Here is an 18,887-nt window from a genome sequence, read left to right as displayed (position 1 = left end):
TTGTATATCATTGACCCTCAGTGGTGGATCATTGTAGCCTTTGCAATTTTGTTTGTAACCCTTCCTATCTTTTTATTGAAACGTTGGCGCGAAAAAAGCTGAATCAGAGAAAAAGCCTTCCTTGTTGATAGGAAGGCTTTCCACCTTATCCCTTAACCGCTCCCTCCGCAATGCCCTCCATGATGAATTTCTGAAAGAAGGCGTAGATCAGGATAACCGGGATGGAGGTCAGCACAAGTGCGGCCAGAATAAGCGACCAATCCTTGTTGTACTCTCCAAACAGCATATTGGTCGAGAGAATCAGGGTGTAATGGTTCACATCCGTCAGCATCAACAATGGAAGCAAAAAGTCATTCCAAATCCACAGAAAATCCAAAATCGCAATGGTAACTGTGATTGGCAGCAGCAATGGAAATATAATGCGAAAGAATGTTTGAAACTCATTACAGCCGTCCATTTGTGCGGATTCTTCCAGCTCACGAGGAATGGATTTGACGAATCCATGATACAAAAAGATCGCCATATTCACACCCAAGCCGATATAGATCAGGGCCAAGCCGTACGTACTGCCTTGAACGGACAAATCTTTTGCCATTCGCGTAAGCGGTATCATAATAGAGTGAAACGGCACCAGCATCGATGCGACAAACAGGAAGAAAATCACACTACTCAATTTCCCCTGTGTACGAGACAGCTTGTAGCCTGCCAGTGCCGAACAGATCACAATGCCACCAATGCCGATAAAAGAAATAATCGTGGAATTAAGGGCGCTGTTCAGCAAATGAGTCTGATGAAAAGCCTGACTGTAATTTTCAAAGTGAAGCTTCGTGGGCAGCGCCGTAAAGGATGCAAACATCTCACCCTGTGTTTTAAACGAGTTAATTACCGCCATGTAGATTGGGAAGAAGGACACGACTGCGCCCACGCACAGAATCAGCGTAATCAACAAGGAATTGGCTTTCTTCAGCCTCATGCCTCCACCTCCCTCTTCTTCATGACACGCAGCTGAATCAGGGTGAAAATGAGAACGATTGCGAATAAAATAACGGATTTGGCGCTCGCATAACCATAACGGAAGTTGTTGGAGAAGGCCTCCTCATAAATGTTCATCGTAATCACCTGTGTACTGCGCCCCGGCCCCCCGCCAGTCAGTCCGTATACGACCTCATACACCTTGAAGGCACCATTCAGCGTCAGGAAGAAACAGATCGTAATCGCATGAGTAATCATTGGCATCGTTACGCTTCGCAATGTCTGAAATGCGTTCGCCCCGTCAATAATAGCAGCCTCCTTCAAGCTTTGTGGTACACCTTGAAGCGCAGCCAGATAGATGATCATCATATAACCGACACCATTCCAGAGCGACACGATAATAATTGAGAAGAAAGATACTTTCGGATCGCCCAGCCACGATTGGCCCAAAAATGCGATAGCCGTCTTTTCGGCGATCTGTGGCAGCACGGAAGAAAAAACGAAGGTCCACATAAATGCGCTAATAATGGTACTGATCATATTGGGCATGAAAAATATCGTCCGGAAAAATCCTTTGGTACGTGTACGCGACTCAATCAACACTGCCAGTGCCAGTGCCAGTACATTTTGCAGCACAATCATGACCAATACGTATTTAAGGGTAAACCAAAGGGAATTGAGAAAATCGGGGTCTTCCTTCAACGATTCCACAAAGTTCCCCAAGCCGATAAAGCTGTAATTAGGATTCAATCCGTTCCAGTCTGTAAAGCTGTAGTACATGCCGCTGATCGTTGGAATGAGCAGGAAGATAGCATAAAAGATCAGCGCCGGGGCTGTAAACGCCAGTAACATGACGTATTTTTTATAGATTTTAAAAGGCATGGAGTCTCTCCCTCCCGGTGTAATTCTGTAGGTTACCGTTACTTGTTCACTTTGTTATACGATTTCCATGCCTTATCCAGCGCCTTAATTACGTCATCCTGCGAGAGCTGACCAGCATAATAGGATTGTAGCGATTTGCCTGCCTCGTCCTTAACCGCTTGCGGGATAGATGGATCTTGGTACGACTTGCCTGCTTTCACGTATTCGGTAGCGTCATTAACCCAAGGATAGCTTTTAAACGTATGCACTTTGGAGATCGGGTTAAATTTCAATGCTTCATAGAACGCGCTAGAATCCTTGTCATCCAGCACATAGTTAACAAAATCGAGCGCAACCTCCTTATTCTTGCTTGTAGAGGATACAGCCAGCGAAGTCGAAGTGGACAAATTAATCAATGTCGCATTGGAATCGTCATTGATCGGCAGCGGTGCTACCCCAAAATCCATCTTCGGATCCGATTTTAAAATCGTTTCCGCGAACCACGGCCCTTGAATCCACATCGCCGCTTTACCCGAGGCAAACGCAGCCGATCCATCATCCCCGCCGATTTCCAGCGCCTTGTCAGTACCGTTGCTATTTACCAGATCAATAATATCGAACATGCTCTTCATTTCGGAAAAAGAGCCTTTATCCTGATTCATCCGGTCGATAAAATCCTTATTCTGTGTGTTCATCATTGCACCTGCCGTAAGTGGCACAAACAGCTGTGGAATCCAGGATTCCTTGTAGGACAACAGGAACGGTTTCACATTATTCGCTTTCAGCTTCTCGACCACAGCCTTCATTTCGGTCAACGTTCCCGGCGGCTGCAAATCCAAATCCTTAAATATCTTTTTATTGTACAAGTAGCCCCATGAGATCGTCTCCAAAGGAACCGCTACGACCTTTCCGTCTTTGGTTGTCACCGAAGGCTTCACACTATCCATCAATTTGTTAACAAAAGGCTGACCGGACAAATCCTCCAAATAGCCCGCTTTATAAAACGGAGGAATTTCATTCACCGCGTGCAATGCAAATACGTCCGGCGCATCGTTGGATGCGAGTCTTGTCTTCAAAATTTGTGCGGCGTTGTCAGCAGGCGGCATCTCCAGTTGGACCGTAACGTCGATATTTTTATCTTTCTTCTCTTTCGCTACGAACGCATTAATGTATTTATCGTAGTGCTCCTTCAAACGGGGCTGAGCAATAAACATTTTGAGATTCACCGTTTTGCCGTCTCCACCGGAACCGCTGCTGTCACTGCCTGAAGAATTCGCTCCACACCCGGCCAATAACGTGCCAACCAGCATCGTGCTCAATACACCTTTCCACACTTTCATGAAAAATGACCTCCCCTATTTTGAAAATAACTGTTACCCATCGGCAAATCAGCTGTTATTCAAAGCAGCTATGCCGCCGGTCTTCAACCTCTATTCAGCTCTGTGCGAACTTCGTAAGGCCAAATTCCTTTGTACCGCTTGTTTTGTATACGCTTTCATTATAGAGTGGGAGGTCACTTCTGCCATTGGACACCCTTAGCTTATTGAATTGGACTTTTTTAAACTTCCTTCCTCATTTCACCGGGTGCCATGCCAAAATGCTTTTTAAATACCCGATAGAAATAAGACACATCCTCATATCCTGCCATCTCCGCAACTGCTTTAATTGAAATCTGTTTATTGGCCAGCCATTCCCGCGCCTTTTCCATTCTTCGCTCTACGATGTAGTCCGTTACATTTTGACCATACTCCTGCTTAAATACCTTGCTCATATACTCTTTGCTCACAAAAAAGTTTTTCGCCAACTGCTCCAGTGTAATCGGCCCAGCAAAGTGACTGTCGATATATCGCCGTACCTCTTCTAAATTCAGTTTGTTTTTGTATTTCCGCTGCCGAATGAGCTGATCCAGTTCCTGAACATAGCACGACGATACGAATTCCAGCGCATGTTCTACAGAGGATACGGCATCCTGCGGCAGTGGAAATCCTGCCTTTGTCGTAGAATTATCCAGCCCGTTATCCGCTGCGAGCTCTTTCAGCAGGGAAAGAAGCTCCTGCACCAGCCTGCCTAGCATATGTGGACTTGGTGCTCCATAACTCTCCAACTCCTGCATAACCTGCCTGCAGGTTAAGTTCACCCCGTCACAGTTCAGCTCATTAAAATAAAGACGCAGCAGTTGCTTATACCGGGTCAACCTGTGAAAAAACTCATAATCCAGCTCTGTCGCTTCTTGCTGCTGTTCAGCCACCTTGACCTCCAGATCGTTTTTGCATTTGAGTAGCACTGCATTCAGCTCTGCAGGATTGACTGGCTTTAACAAATAATCGACGGCCTTATAACGGATGGCATGTTTGGCATACGCAAAGTCATCATATCCACTCACGACAATGATTTTCACATCAGGACAATGGTTATTTAGTGCTTGCAGCAACTCCACTCCGTCCGCACCCGGCATGCGCATATCAGTAATCACAATATGGGGAGCTAACTCCCCGACCAGCCTGAACGCCTCGTCCCCGTCTTCAGCCTCACCCACTACCAACATTCCAAGTTTTTCCCATGTGCCAAATGTCTTCAGAATATCGCGGTTCCACGGCTCATCGTCCACAATTAATACTCTGATCATACTTTTCCCTCCTCTGCTGAGGTGAATGGAATGCGGATGGTGACACGTGTACCGACTCCCTGCTCACTATCTATCGTCACTCCGTAGTGCACTCCAAAATTCATCCGTATGCGTGAAGACACATTGCTCAATCCGATATGACTACCCTGCGCCCAGATCGGTTCCTCCGACGCGTTTTCCAGCTTTGCCCGTAGTTTTTCCAGCTTGTCCGGGGCCATGCCGTTTCCATTATCGCAAACCGTAATACACACATCTTGTTTCATAATCTCCACCCGAATCCCTATTTGCCATGCCCCCGCCTTTCGATCAAGACCGTGCTGAAAAGCATTTTCCAACAATGGCTGAAGCGATAGCTTAGGCAGTCGAATATCCATCGCCTGTTCTTCCGTCTCCACCTGGAACACCAATCTTTGTGGAAATCGTCGTTGCTGGATGCGCATATAGTGTCCCACATGGTCGAGCTCTGCGCGTAAAGAGGCCAAATCCTGAGGTTCCCGTACCACGTAACGGAACATCTCACTCAGCGACCGAATGACTTCATAGGTGTCCTCCGGCTTTTGAGAAAATACCATACTTCCGATCATTTGCAGCGTATTTTGCAGAAAATGTGGATGAATCTGCGCTTGGAGTGCTTTCAATTCAGCCGTCTTTTTTTGCAAATTTATACTGTATTCCGCCTGAATATGCTCGCGAATTCGGCCTGCCATCCCATGCAGACTTCTTTCCAGCAGCCCAATCTCATCCGGGCGTGTACTTGGCTGTCCAATCGGTCCTTTGATCATATCCAGCTCCTGTACGGAACGCGCCAAATGAACAATCGGACGTGCAGTCCGCCATGCGATGAAAACGGCAATGCAGATGGAAACCAGGATTGAAATCACGCCTACGATAATACCATACAGCATGGTTGAAAAGGCACTGTGGTTAATGGAGGAAGTGGGTACGATTTTGACCAGCTTTAGCCCAACTACATCCAGATCATTATAGAACACATAATGTTCAGCAGTTTGAATCACTCCAGGGCCTGACTTAACGTCACGAAGAGCTGTCAGCACACCTGCAGGTGGAGGCGACTGCCGAGCCTGTGCTGGATACATGACCCTGCCATCCGCATCTGTAATTAGCACCTGATGCTGATCCCCTCGTCCCAGCAGGCCCAGCGTCTGATCGAATTGCGACCACAATACATCCAATGAAATAGCTCCCGTCTGCTTCTGATCTTCAAAACGCCGAATACTGCGCGTCAAAGTAAAGCGTTCCGGGTCAGCAGAGCTTGGACGAATCGAATAATCCTTATTCGCTTGCCACATCTCGGCATACTGTGGGGGAATACCGCTCACTGTCGTAATTTCATTTTGCATGCTATTAAAGGTAAACAGGGTTTGCGATTGCTTCAAATAAAGCTGGATGCCGATCACATGACTTCCGGCCGAATAATACACATTCGCCATCGTATTCAGCATTTTTCGCTGGGCATTAAATTGGCTCGAAAGATTGTCAGGCTCGCGCTCATTCAAATAATCGCTCAGATCAGGGCTGATCTGAATGCTGTAAATCAGATGATTCAGACGATCTAGCTGGTCGCTGATATAGATCCCCGTCCATTTCATATTGGACATGTTCGTCTCTACCACTTCAGTTTCCATGGAAGCTCTACTTTTTTCCGCAGCCAGCACCGTGACAGCAATGACCGGCAGCACAGATAGAACAATCATCGTCAAGATCAGCTTAAGCTGAATGCTGCGTCGATACGGGGCCGTCAGCGCCCGGAACCAGCGGACTGCTCGGGTTGGCATAGCGATGCACTCCTCTACTCAGCCATATGCGAAAACGCCCCGCAATTCGCAGGGGCGCTTCATTTACCGGATACTCCCGGAGAATACCTATATGATATTATTCGTAAGTTGGTTTCAGCTCATTATTCATCATTTACGCTTCTTCGATAATTATAACACCCCAAGGCTCTAATGGAAGCGTTTGTCCTTGGATAACTGTACGCCTCCCGATTAACTCCTTGCCGTCTCCATGTGGATATACCACCGAGCCTGCTTGTTCGGAATAGTTAAAATAGTACCGGATTGTCCGTCCCAGCTCATTTGTGCCGGATTTAACAATGATCGGATAAGACGTTTCCTGATCCACTCCCCATACTCCCGCCTTTTTGGCTACAGAGCTGAATAGTTCGCGGATGACCGCCGGGCTGACGATACAGCCGATGTAGGTCGCTGTTCCCTGACCATAGCGGTTTTGCGTAATCGCGGCATATTTTCCCCAATGCGGGTGATCGTAATAGGCCAACACTTCGGCGGTCGTCGGGGTAATCAGCTCCATCCACGTATCTACCTGATTGTCCTCTGGTGCCACCTCAAAAGGATTATTTTTGAGCGTCACCTTCTTCGGCTCCACGAACAAGCTGTAATGAATGCCGCAGGCTTCGCTAATCACGCCCGGCTGCCGGGACGTTCTCACCTGCACATGCTCGTCAGTAAATCCGCTTCGGAATGTGTATACTATATGACCACCTTTCTCCACATATCGGTTCAGCTTCTCCAGTAGTGCGTCTGGGGCAGAATAGAGGACCGGGACGATCAAGAGATCATAGTCGTCAAACGATTCTGTACCTGGATGAACAATATCCGTCCCGATATTCAGTTTATACAACTCGTCATACAAACGGCGTACGATGTCATTGTAATTCAACGGGCTGCTCATATTAAATTTAAACCAGTCAATCGACGTCAATGCTTCGTTGCTGACCAGAATCGCCGTTTTATTTTTCTTTTTCAGGTTGACCAAATGCGGAGACAATCTTGCAAAATCCTTCCCTATGGTCTGTGCTTCCTCATACACAGGATTCGGTTCAAAATCATGGCTGAGCAGACCCTTCCAGTAGGTTTCGAAGGAATTATGGATGGAATGCCAGTGCCAGTATGCCACCATATTGGCTCCAGAAGCCAGATGGCTGAACGCTTGCAGACGCAATTGCCCCGGATAGGGAACCCAGTGGGTAAAAGCCTGCGCTTCCGTTTCCAGCACTAGATAGTTGTTATTTTTCGTCGAACGCGCTACATCGCCACCGAAGGAAATTTCAATTCCGGTCAGATCATCCTGTGATGGATGGTAAATATCCACCCCAGTCACATCAAAGGCTTGCGATGCCGCAAAGTGATCCACGTCTGGCTGAACACCAAAGGAATGACCTCTCCATTCAAAATCAAAGTTTTGCGTAACAAATTGGTCTTCCCGCTTATATTCATTCACCAGCGCGACCTGCCATGCCAGGAAATCCGTCACCAGCTTGCGCTGGAATTGGGAAAAGGCTGCGCCCAAACTTCCATTAATCGTTCCGACCACCGAAGGAAAGTCCTCCCAGCTATTGATGCGATTACTCCAGTAGTCCAGACCAAATTTGCGGTTTAGCTCCTCCAGCGATTCGAACCGCTCCCGCAAATACTTTACAAATTGCAATTGCACATTGGGCCCACTCGTGTGGTAATGCTTGGTCTCATTATCCGTCTGAAAGCCAATGACCGCCGGATGCTGACTCACCCGTCCGATCAGCTTGCGTATGATTCGCTCGGCATGGAACAGGTACACCGGGTTCGTAATGTCCATAATCTGGCGAGCTCCATATTTGCCCGGACCTTGAGGCGTTGTTGCCAATACATCAGGATGCTCCTTCACTAGCCATGTGGGTACGGCATAGGTGGGCGTCCCCACAATGACTTCGATACCCGCCTTATGCATGGCGTCCAGCACCCGATCCACAGAGGTAAAATCAAACACGCCATTTTGCGGTTCATGCGTACTCCAAGTGGATTCGGCAATCCGCACCACGTTGATGCCCGCATCCTTCATCATTTGGATATCCTGGTCCAAACGGTCATATGGCATATACTCATCATAATAGGCAACACCGTACAGTAGCTTTTTCATCAAGTCGTCCTCCAATTAGGTTCGTAATAGGGTATGTGGAGCTATATAAGGTTATTTTCAAACACCGTGGCTGTTATGCGGTTTTTTCAGGGATGGAACGGATATCGTCTTGTCGGCAACACCCTGCTTCGCAGAATCTGCCTGTTGTAGATTTTTTTTCGCACTTGCCAGCCAGCCTTCTACGTCTTTTTCTTTAATCTTGTACAGCCATGCAAACAGACCTGCCGTAATTAAGGCCCCCACTCCAGGTACTACTGCATAGAGCGCGAATATCCATGTGAGAACCTGTCCGGTCTGCGGTACATTCGGGACATAGCCTGCAAAGGCAAGCGCATAAGCGACGATTCCACTGGCTGCCGCTCCCCCCAGTTTTCCTGCAAACGTTTGGGTAGCAAAAGCGGTACCACTGGCACGTACGCCTTTTTTGAATGCGCCATATTCCACACAATCGGCCGTAAACATCGGTACCATGAGCTGTGGTGCAGAGCTGAACAAACCGAAAAGAACCGCAAATACACATACGACAACAGGGTTGCTGTAACCGATTACAAATAAGGACAAGCCCGTAGTAAACAATCCAATCAAGCTGACGACATTCACTTTCCACTTGCCGAATCTTTTAATAATTGGTGGTAAAATCAACGCAGTGAGCAGCTGCACACCCAAGGAAATGAACATGAGAATGGAAATATAAATAGGATTTTTCAAGTTGTATAAGGCAAAGTAACTGACGACAATCCCTTGCAGATTGGTCATAGACAGCATCATAAACGACGTCAGGTAAAATAAAAGCTGCTTGTTTTGCAATGGATACGTCATAATTTGCTTGAGCGTAACCTTCTCCGCCTTGTTGGAATACCGTTCTTTGACATTAAAGCGAGTAAAGTTCATGAGTATCAAACCCGCTATGGCAACAATCAGTGCCAAAATTGGCCATGATATCTGATTGGCCACAGCTACCGAAGATGAGGAGATGACCATAAAACCCAAGAAGACCATCGTCCGGCCTCTGGACATTAACAGATCACGTTCATGCGTATTTTTCGTCATCAGTGTAGCCAACCCAAAGCCAGGCGCATCACTGATCGTATAACACATTTCCCATGCCAGATACGTGACGGCGATATAAATCACCTTGGCGGTAAGCGACGCATCATTAGGAACGAGAAAAATAAGTACAGTAAGTATCGGCAAAATGATGGAAGCCAGATTCGTCCACGGTTTGAACAAGCCGCCCTTCAGATTGGCCCGGTCAATGATCACACCGAAGATCGGAGCGCTAAGGGCATCCCATATACGGGCTAGTACGAATAAAGTACCGATAATAGAAACAGATATGCCAACATAATCCGTATAAAATAGCATCGCAAAAGAGGCGACCAGACAGAGAATTGCGTTGCTCCCCAAAAAGTAAACGTAATACGATACACGTTCTTTCGATGTTGTTTCCATAGCTCCTCCTGATTACAATATGGCATCGCTTTCAAAAAATCTACATATAAGCGCTTTCTTTTATGTAAAAGCTTATACTATAGCATTTGTAAACGCTCTTTTATTATAGTTAAATGTTAGATACAATGAGATTGTCTAAGCGGTGTAAAATTTGCCCTAATCGAAGGTGATCTGATGATATTAAATCCTGATGTTGATCCAGCTCTATTCCACGATTGCCGATGGCTGCCCATTATTGACTGGAATGTGAAATTTTTTGGCGCCCATATTCACCGGGTCAAAGCGGATTGGTGCATGCCTGAGGAATCTCATATCGGTTTTGAAATTGCACTCATTTTAGAAGGTCGTCAGGAAACGATTATGGAAAATAACGTATATTCGGTTGGGGAGGGTGATATTTTAATCATTCCGCCTGGCTTCAAACATGTGAGTCAGTGTGTTTCCCCAAACGGCATGTACTATTTTAGCTCTCATTTTAATGTCGATGATCCATTGTTCCGTCAGGAAATGATTAAGAGCAATCAGCTCTTTTTCCCAGCGGGTACTGAAACGAATACCAAGCTGCAAAAGGTCGTCCATAGCTGGATTGGCATGGTGCAAGAAAGCGGAGAATATACGACAGCAGACCGTTTTCGTATGCAAATTGCCTTATTTGAGCTATTCGGGATATTCTCGCAAATGATATCTACCGGTTTGGAGCCCAGAATTGCGCCTTCATCCGTTCAATATGCCAAGGCCATCATGGAAGCCATTCAATCAAGGTTTAAACCTTATCGGGAAGATGAATCTGGCGAGCAAGCGTTCCGCCTTGAAGATGTGGCGGCTTCCCTCGGGATCAGTCCTGGCTATGCCCAGGAAGTGTTCCGCAAGGTATACGGCTATTCTCCACGTCACTATCTATCGGAGACCAAGCTGCATGAGGCTAAGGTGCTGATCCAGCAGCCCAATCTGCCACTCAACAAGGTAGCTTCCCTGCTCGGATACTCCAGTCTGGCTCATTTCAGCAGACAGTTCAAGCGCTGGACAGGCACCAGCCCACTTAAATACCGTCAGACGTTAAAGCCGATTACTGATGCACAAAGGATTTAAGATATAAGGACGGATAGCAAGGGCTCCACCCTGCTATTCATACAAAAAAAAGAGCGTGACACCGAATATTGCGGTTGTCGCGCTCTTTTGACTCTATTTTCTATAAGCTCTACCGTTGCCTTAATGATCTAAAATCTTGACTAAGATCTCATTACTCGAATCACAGCCTAATATCCCCTATATGCTGGTGCACCACATACATCATCCCCATCAGAAATACGGCCAAAGCCAAGTAACCGATGCCGAATTTCCAGCGCGATGATGCGGGTACTTCGTAATATTTATCATTTTCAAACGGAATGCAATCAATCCCACACAGCAATCTGAGCTGGTACGCATCCGGCGTCGGTATATGTTCCACACCGTTCAGCCATACATGCTGGACAAGACACTGCTGTGGCAGCAGAAGCGTCTGTTCCACATCCAGACTTTCCATATACACCGTCACATATTGCTGCCCCTCCAAATCCGAGTAGGTATTAAAAGATAATCTGCGCGTGTGCTCCGGTCCGGGCAGCGGATATCCTTGCTCATACAGATGCTGTACGTTCACCAGCGGCTTTTGCAAAAAGGATTGGACCTTAACCTCCTCTTTATTGCGTTTAACATATTTTTTGTACAAATCGTAGGCAAAGAACGCCCATATCAAGAAAAATAAAAAGGATTTTAAATATACTACGACTACAATTCCACCCAATAGGCCCACCAGCCACAGCCAACGCGTCACTGCCGTGGAAATCCGTCCTCCGTCGAGCGGATGAATCGGCAGCAGGTTGATCAGGTTCAGGAAAAATCCGACATACGAGAGCGCATACAACAGGGGACTGTCTGTTGCATAGGCTCCTGCGTATACCGCCATAGCCCCAACCGTCCCCAGTAACGGGCCGCCCATGGCTACATAAGCCTCTGTCTGCGCATCCAAAGGTTGCCGTTTCATTGTGATCAGCGCCCCGAGAAAAGGAATAAATAACGGTGCTGATACGGGAAGCCCCTTGCGCTTGGCGGCCAATACATGCCCCAGCTCATGCACAAACAACAGCAACACGAATCCGACCGCAAATCCCCACGGGTAAATGATCGCATATGTGCCAATCGTTATCGCCATAGATATCAGCGCACCGCCAAATTTACTGAATTTTAAAAGGGCAAGTAACGACTTACCTTTCAGAAGAAGCAATGCTGCTGCACTACCAAGGTACCATTTGGATGAGCCGGATTTGGAATCGGTCTTTTTCTCTTCATTTTGCAAAAGTATCCGCCTCCTTTCTTTAACACTTCCATTGTATCCTGCTATGTGCAGCTTGTAAAAACTTCTCTAACTCACAGATAAGCGAACTGGGGTAGCCATTTATATTATTCCTCGTATTGTAGACATCCTCCAATGTAGGATGTTATATTGGTGCTGGGTTAGATGCCCTATTTTGTAAAGGAGGTTTGCTCTTTCATGTGTACTCACTACATGCGTCTCAGATAAAAGGATAGGCTTTTCAATGAAGCTCAACCCGTTTTTTTATATGGAAGGTTGAGGCTTGTTTAAGTTACCTTTTTTTAAACTAAATCTGAACAATGAGGTGTGTTTCATATGACTGAAAAGCGTTCCTTGACTAACTCAAAAGACGTTAGTGATATATTGGCCCTTGCCAAAAGCAACGGGCTTCACATACTACATGAAGGATTAGAGCTCAACGAGTCCGGGCTAGATTTCCGGGCACTATTCGCCAAAGACATTCAGGGTACCCCTTGGGTTCTACGTACACCGCGACGAACAGATGTGGTCCAATCAGCCGCTTACGAGCACAAAGTGCTTCAGTTGATTCGGGATACTCTTCCTGTAGCGGTACCGGATTGGCAAGTGTATAGTCCAGAGTTCATCGCCTACCCTCAACTGGAGGGCACTCCTGCCGCTACCATTGATATGGAAACCAAAAGCTACGTATGGTTCATCAATCCTGAGGCTCTGACGGAAAGATTCGTTGCTTCGCTCGCTAAAGCCCTAGCCGCGTTGCACCGGACGGATCACCAACAGGCAGCAAATTTCGGTGTCCGCGTAAGGCAGCACGACGAAGTTCGGCAATTGATGGACCAGCGGATGAAGGAAATAAGGAGCGTCTTTGGTGTATCTGGCGAGCTATGGCAACGATGGCAAACCTGGCTGACAGACGATAGCTACTGGCCGGAATATTCCGTACTTGTACACGGTGATTTGCACCCAGGCCATATTTTAGTCTCTTCGAATACAGAGGTTACTGGAATGCTGGACTGGACCGAGGCCGAAGTAGCTGATCCGGCGATTGATTTTACGAGTTACTATACTTTGTTCGGAGAAGTAGAGCTTACTCGTTTATTGAAGCTTTACGAGGCAGCAGGCGGACGTGTATGGCCGCGTATGAGCGAACATATCGTTGAACTGACCGCGGCTTACCCTGTGCTTATCGCCGAATTCGCCCTCAAATCCGGGCTAGATGAATATATGGAGATGGCACGTAACGCGCTGGGTGTCCATGAGCAAGAAGAAGGACTGCCCGACATATAATATAGCTGTAGCCACCTGGCAGGCTTTGGTTCAATGACGGACCAAGGCCTGTTTTTTTCTGCTCTCCTTTTTTTGTAAAGTTACGTTTCGCGCCCAAGTGTCCATCCTCCTGTCTGTTCTGTTATCATGTAAGAAAACGGAATAACTCAGGAAAGGATTACGAATCATGAGTTTTGAACTTACCCGGCGAGCCATCAGACAACTATGCAGTCAAGCTGCTTATGACGACGGGGATGCCTATTACCGGGCCAAAAGAGTGGCCTTTACACAAATAGATCATGATGAAGGGGTATACGAAGCTACGGTCAAAGGAAGCAGCTTTTATGCTGTTGCGGCGATGATCCGATCCAATGGAAGTATCCGAGCAGAGTGCACCTGTAGCACATTTCAGAACACCGGACGATATTGCAAACATATCGCTGCTGTTCTCCTTAACGCCCATGATATACGCCGTGGAAAAAGTCTGTCTGTACGCTCCTACGCCTCCAGACTTCATCCCGGTACTACCCCAGATACAGCAGGAAGCATGGATTCAGACGGGATGTACACATCTACAGATGCTCCATATGATCACACTGCTAGAGCGGCACGATCCTCTGACATCACACAAGGGGATCTCCAGCTGACCGACAGTATGTTAAAACTATTTGACCGCAAGCGACCGCTTCGCAGCACGCCTACCCTGCTGGATACTCGTGCGGTCTTGGATTTTCAGTTTGTCATCCGGCCTTTTGCCTACGGTTACCAAAAATATATGTTTGGTGTAGAAATGAAGGCTGGCCCCAAACGATTATATATCGTCCAGAAAATTCGTCCGTTTCTGGATAGTATTGACCGTGGGGATAGCTACATGTTCACGAAAAGCTTCTCGTACGAGCCTGAGTTGTACCGCTTCCGACCTGAACATGACGCTATTCTCCAGCAATTATCCCAGGTATGCCACCATGAGCGTATGATTCGGGAAACTTCAGGCACGTATTCATCTTCCAGTAGTCATATGAGCGGCGAGCGAATGCTCCTCATTCCGCCTGCGGCTTGGGAAAAGCTGCTCCCCTTGCTGACAACAGCACAGGGCGTCTACTTTGAAATTCACGAAAACATGAGCGAGGGTATTCCCCAATCCGACCTGATGCTTCCACTGCAATTTGAATTTGATGAGGCCGGGGCCGTAACCGAAGGCTACCAGCTAAGCATACAAGGATTGGATGACTTGACCATCATGGAGGACTATGGTGTCGTCATTGCCGATGGCAAGCTTGTCAAACAGAAGGCCGATCCCTTACGGCGTTTGTCCGAGCTAAAACGGATGGTAGAGGTACACCACAGGCGAAAAGTTCTGATTGCGCCAGAGCAGATGGAATCTTTTATGGACAAGGTTGTACCCGGGTTAATGAAGCTCGGACGTGTTCATATGACTCGGTCCGTCTCAGATCGGGTCACACAGCAGCCATTGAAGGCAAAGCTATATCTGGACCGGGTAAGAGACAAGCTACTGGCAGGGCTGGAGTTCCAATATGGGGATATCATCATCAACCCGCTGGAAACAGATGCACGAACGCCTGGTAACGACCGAATTCTGATACGTGATGGGGAACAGGAGCAGCGGATTTTAGAACTGATGGAGCATAGCTCCTTTGCCAGAACAGACAGCGGATATTTTATGGAAGATGATGATGCAGAGTATGATTTTTTGTACCATACTGTTCCTCAACTGGAAAAGCTGCTGGACGTCTATGCTACAGGTGCAGTCAAAGCGAAAATAAACAATACTCTGCCTACCCCAAGGATACGGGCGGAATGGGATGAACGTACGGATTGGCTTGAATTTAAATTTGATATGGAGGGCATTCCGGAACCGGAAATTCGCAAACTGCTCAAATCGTTAGAGGAAAAACAGAGATATCACCGTCTGCCGAATGGTGCCTTGCTGCCGTTGGAAACAGAGGAGTACAAGGAATTGATTCGGTTCATGAATGAAACAGGTATCCGCAAAAGCGATCTGGATGCAGCGCAAATTCGTGTTCCCGTCACGCAAGGACTGTACTTAATTGATCCTCACGATCATGGAAAAAACCTGACTTTGGGTAAAACCTTTCGCCAGCTGCTGGAAAATATACGTAACCCAGACCATCTCGACTTTCCAGTTCCAGACATGCTTGCTCCAATCTTGAGAGATTATCAGGTTTACGGCTTTCAATGGCTTAAGACATTGGCGCATTACCGTTTTGGGGGCATTTTGGCAGATGATATGGGGCTGGGTAAAACGCTGCAAAGTATCGCCTTTCTCGTCTCAGTATTGCCGGAGATTCGCAGCCAGCAGCTTCCAGCCATGATCGTGTCCCCTGCATCACTGGTGTACAACTGGCGGAATGAGCTGGAGAAATTTGCTCCACACGTCCGCGTCACTATCGCAGATGGCAGCCCAGAAGAACGCGGCCGGATCATACGGGATGCCGCCAGTTATGACGTCGTCATTACGTCCTACCCGTTGCTACGGCGCGATGCAGATGTGTACAGCAAGCCATCGTTTCATACGCTCATACTGGACGAGGCGCAGGCTTTCAAGAACCATGCCACCCAGACGGCACAAGCTGTTAAGGATGTAAAAGCCCGTTACCGTTTTGCCCTGACAGGAACGCCTATAGAAAATACATTGGAAGAGTTATGGTCCATATTCGACGTTGTATTTCCTGCGCTATTTCCCGGTGGGAAAAGAGTGTTTCACAACCTGCCTCGAAATGTGATTGCCAAGCGGGTTCGTCCGTTTCTGTTGCGCCGTCTTAAGAGCGATGTCCTCAAGGAGCTGCCGGAGAAAATCGAATCCGTGCAGGTATCCCGGCTTCTGCCAGATCAAAAAAAGTTGTATACAGCCTATCTGGCCAAGCTCCAGCATGAAACGTTGAAGCATCTCAACGAGGAAGGATTTCAGAAAAATCGAATCAAAATTCTCGCAGGTCTGACCCGACTTCGTCAGCTCTGCTGTCATCCGGGCTTGTTCATCGAAGGATATACGGGAAGCTCCGCCAAATTTGAACAGCTGTTGGAGATCATTACGGAATGTCTCAGCTCCGGGAAACGGATACTCATTTTTTCACAGTTCACTACGATGCTTCAAATGATCGGACGTGAGCTTGCTCGAGAAGGGGTGTCCTACTTTTACCTGGATGGGCAGACTCCCGCTCCGGAACGAGTCGAGCTGTGCAGTCGCTTCAACGAAGGAGAACGCGAGCTGTTCCTGATTTCCCTAAAGGCAGGAGGCACTGGCCTGAACCTCACCGGCGCAGATACAGTCATTCTGTATGACCTGTGGTGGAATCCCGCTGTAGAGGAGCAGGCTACCAACCGCGCACACCGAATGGGTCAGAAAAAAGTCGTACAGGTTATTCGTCTCGTCGCCCAAGGCACGGTAGAGGATAAAATGTATGAGCTGCAACAAAAAAAGAAAAACATGATCGACCAGGTCATTCAACCGGGGCAAGAAACCCTTTCGGCACTGACCGAGCTGGAGATTCGTGAACTGCTCATGATCTAGCCAACTCTTCCACGCTTATTTATACGTTAGTATGACAATTCCACATGCAAAAAAAGGTCCAATCACGGTAGAAATCTTCCCGCATTGGACCTTTTTGCTTCTAAATATGATTGTTTGGATCGAGCAGATTAATCCTGTTTTAATACTCTAGGTTCAATGGGAACCAGGTTAGACTCAATCTGGGTGCGCTGAGGCTCATACCATTCAGGCAGCATCAGCTTGTGCCCTAACTCATTCAATTCCTCATCCACGGTAAATCCGGGTGGATCGGTTGCGATCTCGAATAAAATACCGCCCCGCTCGCGGAAGTATACGGCATTAAAGTATTGGCGATCTACAATACCACTGGTCCCAAAACCATGCTGATGAACCCATTCGTTCCACGCCTGATGCTCCGTATCGTCCTGCGCGCGCCAGGCAATATGGTGAACCGTACCGGCGCCGCCATTCCCCCACGGGACATCTTTGACCGGAATGTCGATCAGGTTGCCCAAATCACCTGTCGCCTGATAGCGGATGTAGCCTGCATTTGCGTCTTCTCCGATGGGAGTCATCCCCAGGACGTTCTCCAACACCTCTTGCGTATGCTTGGAATCCGCACTGTACAGTACCGCCCCGCCAAAGCCCTTGATAGCTTTATCCGTAGGCACGCCGCCAGCTGTCCACGTGTTCACCGGGCCATCTTCCCGCTCCACCAGCTCCAGATGCAAGCCCTCGTTGTCTCGGAACTGGATGAATGACTCGCCAAAACGAGTGGCCTTCGTGAAAGACACCTTCAAGCTGTGCAGACGGTTTTCCCAGTATTCCAAAGCACCGGACGGCACGACATACGTCGTAATCCCGACCTGTCCACCTCCAATCTTACCCTTGCGTGTACCCGGAGCTGGAAAAAAGGTAATGATCGTTCCCGGGCTGCCCTCTTCATTACCAAAGTACAAATGGTATACTTCTGGAGCATCAAAGTTGATCGTCTTTTTAATCAATCGTAAACCAAGTACGCCTGCGTAAAAATCAACGTTGCCCTGCGGGTCTCCTGCAAAGGACGTGATATGGTGAATTCCAGCGGTTTTCAATGACATCTTTATCACTCCTTCATTAACATGATGATTTATTTACACAAATGATTTACAAATTTCAAAATCCATTGTAGCTGACAAATTGTCCAACCGGCTTGCGGTATCCCCGTGCCCGCTGACCCGATTCGTCCTCTTTACCCAAGATAATCATCATCACGGGTACAAATTGCTCTGGAATATTCAGTACTTCCTGCACCTTCGCCGGATCAAAACCGATCATCGGGCAAGTATCCCAGCCTTTGTCCTTGGCAATCAACATCAATTGCATAGCCGACAGACTGGCATTACGGATCGCTTCTTCTCTCTGGAAGACAGGTCCCCGCTCGCGATAAAACTGAGTTACCGATTCCACCGTACTATCATATTCCTGCTTGCTTAGGACACCTAAATTCAGGAATCCTTCGTTGAGGTCAGCTACCTTGGTATAAGCTTCTGTATCCCCCAGCACTACAATGGTCGCCGAAGCCGTTAATATTTTATACTGCTTACTTGCCTCATCATGCAGTCTTTGTTTGGTATCAGCATCCTGCACTACGATATAGCGCGTATGCTGTAAATTAAAAGCCGATGGAGCAAACTTCACCAACTGAAATATTTCTTCTAGTTCTTTTGCATCTATAGTAACATCAGGAATAAATTTAGAAGCTGATCTTCTCTCTTGAATAATATTCACCAGTTCGCTCATGTTAAGTTCCACTCCTTGATATTATTTTCAAATGAATTATCTTTAAATTAAGAATATATCTATTCGTGTTTTCTGTCAAGTAAAACTATAATAATGTTAGTAAGTATTTTTGGATACAACCTAAG

Annotated in this window: 13 protein-coding genes; 3 read left to right on the top strand and 10 right to left on the bottom strand. The window is 47.3% G+C overall.

All coding sequences use genetic code 11. The features are described 5' to 3' along the window. Positions 1-145 precede the first annotated feature (145 nt). From NSQ58_RS17205 to NSQ58_RS17175, 7 genes are all read right to left on the bottom strand, one after another. Positions 146-973: a carbohydrate ABC transporter permease gene (locus NSQ58_RS17205; RefSeq protein WP_341057917.1), complete on the bottom strand. Its 828-nt coding sequence runs from the start codon at positions 971-973 to the stop codon at positions 146-148. Next, positions 970-1,854, bottom strand: a complete 885-nt coding sequence (locus tag NSQ58_RS17200) for a carbohydrate ABC transporter permease (protein ID WP_023986930.1) — start codon at positions 1,852-1,854, stop codon at positions 970-972. The genes NSQ58_RS17205 and NSQ58_RS17200 overlap by 4 nt, the downstream gene beginning before the upstream one ends. Positions 1,855-1,892: 38 nt before the next feature. After that, positions 1,893-3,173: an ABC transporter substrate-binding protein gene (locus NSQ58_RS17195; RefSeq protein ID WP_023986929.1), complete on the bottom strand. Its 1,281-nt coding sequence runs from the start codon at positions 3,171-3,173 to the stop codon at positions 1,893-1,895. Between the two features lie 218 nt (positions 3,174-3,391). Further along, complete coding sequence (locus tag NSQ58_RS17190) at positions 3,392-4,459, bottom strand: response regulator transcription factor (protein ID WP_341057916.1); 1,068 nt, start codon at positions 4,457-4,459, stop codon at positions 3,392-3,394. Beyond that, positions 4,456-6,255: a sensor histidine kinase gene (locus tag NSQ58_RS17185; RefSeq protein ID WP_341057915.1), complete on the bottom strand. Its 1,800-nt coding sequence runs from the start codon at positions 6,253-6,255 to the stop codon at positions 4,456-4,458. Before NSQ58_RS17185 ends, NSQ58_RS17190 begins: the two co-directional genes overlap by 4 nt. Positions 6,256-6,388: 133 nt before the next feature. Continuing rightward, positions 6,389-8,395, bottom strand: coding sequence for a beta-galactosidase (locus NSQ58_RS17180; RefSeq protein ID WP_341057914.1), 2,007 nt, complete (start codon positions 8,393-8,395; stop codon positions 6,389-6,391). 57 nt (positions 8,396-8,452) lie between these two features. After that, positions 8,453-9,847 carry an MFS transporter gene (locus NSQ58_RS17175; RefSeq protein WP_075153715.1) on the bottom strand — a complete coding sequence of 465 codons (1,395 nt, stop codon included), beginning with the start codon at positions 9,845-9,847 and terminating at the stop codon, positions 8,453-8,455. A 174-nt stretch (positions 9,848-10,021) separates the two neighbouring features. On the opposite strand from NSQ58_RS17175, the gene NSQ58_RS17170 reads away from it, so the two are divergent. Continuing rightward, positions 10,022-10,936 carry an AraC family transcriptional regulator gene (locus NSQ58_RS17170; RefSeq protein WP_023986924.1) on the top strand — a complete coding sequence of 305 codons (915 nt, stop codon included), beginning with the start codon at positions 10,022-10,024 and terminating at the stop codon, positions 10,934-10,936. A gap of 160 nt (positions 10,937-11,096) precedes the next feature. On the opposite strand, the gene NSQ58_RS17165 is transcribed toward NSQ58_RS17170, so the two are convergent. After that, on the bottom strand, positions 11,097-12,185 hold the full coding sequence (locus tag NSQ58_RS17165; RefSeq protein WP_103744619.1) for a site-2 protease family protein: 1,089 nt from the start codon (positions 12,183-12,185) through the stop codon (positions 11,097-11,099). Between the two features lie 333 nt (positions 12,186-12,518). Between NSQ58_RS17165 and NSQ58_RS17160 the strand changes: the two genes are divergently transcribed. Both NSQ58_RS17160 and NSQ58_RS17155 read left to right on the top strand, forming a co-directional pair. Further along, the gene (locus tag NSQ58_RS17160) at positions 12,519-13,469 is read left to right on the top strand and encodes a macrolide 2'-phosphotransferase (protein ID WP_076265253.1); all 951 of its coding nucleotides are present in this window, start codon (positions 12,519-12,521) and stop codon (positions 13,467-13,469) included. A gap of 166 nt (positions 13,470-13,635) precedes the next feature. Continuing rightward, the gene (locus tag NSQ58_RS17155; RefSeq protein ID WP_341057913.1) at positions 13,636-17,001 is read left to right on the top strand and encodes a DEAD/DEAH box helicase; all 3,366 of its coding nucleotides are present in this window, start codon (positions 13,636-13,638) and stop codon (positions 16,999-17,001) included. Between the two features lie 128 nt (positions 17,002-17,129). Here NSQ58_RS17155 and NSQ58_RS17150 read toward each other — a convergent pair whose 3' ends face one another. Both NSQ58_RS17150 and NSQ58_RS17145 read right to left on the bottom strand, forming a co-directional pair. Further along, positions 17,130-18,080, bottom strand: a complete 951-nt coding sequence (locus tag NSQ58_RS17150) for a ring-cleaving dioxygenase (protein ID WP_053324602.1) — start codon at positions 18,078-18,080, stop codon at positions 17,130-17,132. 55 nt (positions 18,081-18,135) lie between these two features. Beyond that, on the bottom strand, positions 18,136-18,762 hold the full coding sequence (locus tag NSQ58_RS17145) for a nitroreductase family protein (RefSeq protein WP_341057912.1): 627 nt from the start codon (positions 18,760-18,762) through the stop codon (positions 18,136-18,138). Positions 18,763-18,887 lie beyond the last annotated feature (125 nt).

Source organism: Paenibacillus sp. FSL M7-0134, assembly GCF_038007865.1.
GTDB lineage: Bacteria > Bacillota > Bacilli > Paenibacillales > Paenibacillaceae > Paenibacillus > Paenibacillus polymyxa_B.
The sequence above is the reverse complement of the archived record's forward strand: the minus strand, read 5'-3'. Positions and strand labels throughout refer to the sequence as shown.

Coding starts and splice junctions, on each gene's coding strand:
- NSQ58_RS17205 (WP_341057917.1), bottom strand. CDS start 973: ATGAGGCTGAAGAAAGCCAATTCCTTGTTGATTACGCTGATTCTGTGC.
- NSQ58_RS17200 (WP_023986930.1), bottom strand. CDS start 1,854: ATGCCTTTTAAAATCTATAAAAAATACGTCATGTTACTGGCGTTTACA.
- NSQ58_RS17195 (WP_023986929.1), bottom strand. CDS start 3,173: ATGAAAGTGTGGAAAGGTGTATTGAGCACGATGCTGGTTGGCACGTTA.
- NSQ58_RS17190 (WP_341057916.1), bottom strand. CDS start 4,459: ATGATCAGAGTATTAATTGTGGACGATGAGCCGTGGAACCGCGATATT.
- NSQ58_RS17185 (WP_341057915.1), bottom strand. CDS start 6,255: ATGCCAACCCGAGCAGTCCGCTGGTTCCGGGCGCTGACGGCCCCGTAT.
- NSQ58_RS17180 (WP_341057914.1), bottom strand. CDS start 8,395: ATGAAAAAGCTACTGTACGGTGTTGCCTATTATGATGAGTATATGCCA.
- NSQ58_RS17175 (WP_075153715.1), bottom strand. CDS start 9,847: ATGGAAACAACATCGAAAGAACGTGTATCGTATTACGTTTACTTTTTG.
- NSQ58_RS17170 (WP_023986924.1), top strand. CDS start 10,022: ATGATATTAAATCCTGATGTTGATCCAGCTCTATTCCACGATTGCCGA.
- NSQ58_RS17160 (WP_076265253.1), top strand. CDS start 12,519: ATGACTGAAAAGCGTTCCTTGACTAACTCAAAAGACGTTAGTGATATA.
- NSQ58_RS17155 (WP_341057913.1), top strand. CDS start 13,636: ATGAGTTTTGAACTTACCCGGCGAGCCATCAGACAACTATGCAGTCAA.
- NSQ58_RS17150 (WP_053324602.1), bottom strand. CDS start 18,080: ATGTCATTGAAAACCGCTGGAATTCACCATATCACGTCCTTTGCAGGA.
- NSQ58_RS17145 (WP_341057912.1), bottom strand. CDS start 18,762: ATGAGCGAACTGGTGAATATTATTCAAGAGAGAAGATCAGCTTCTAAA.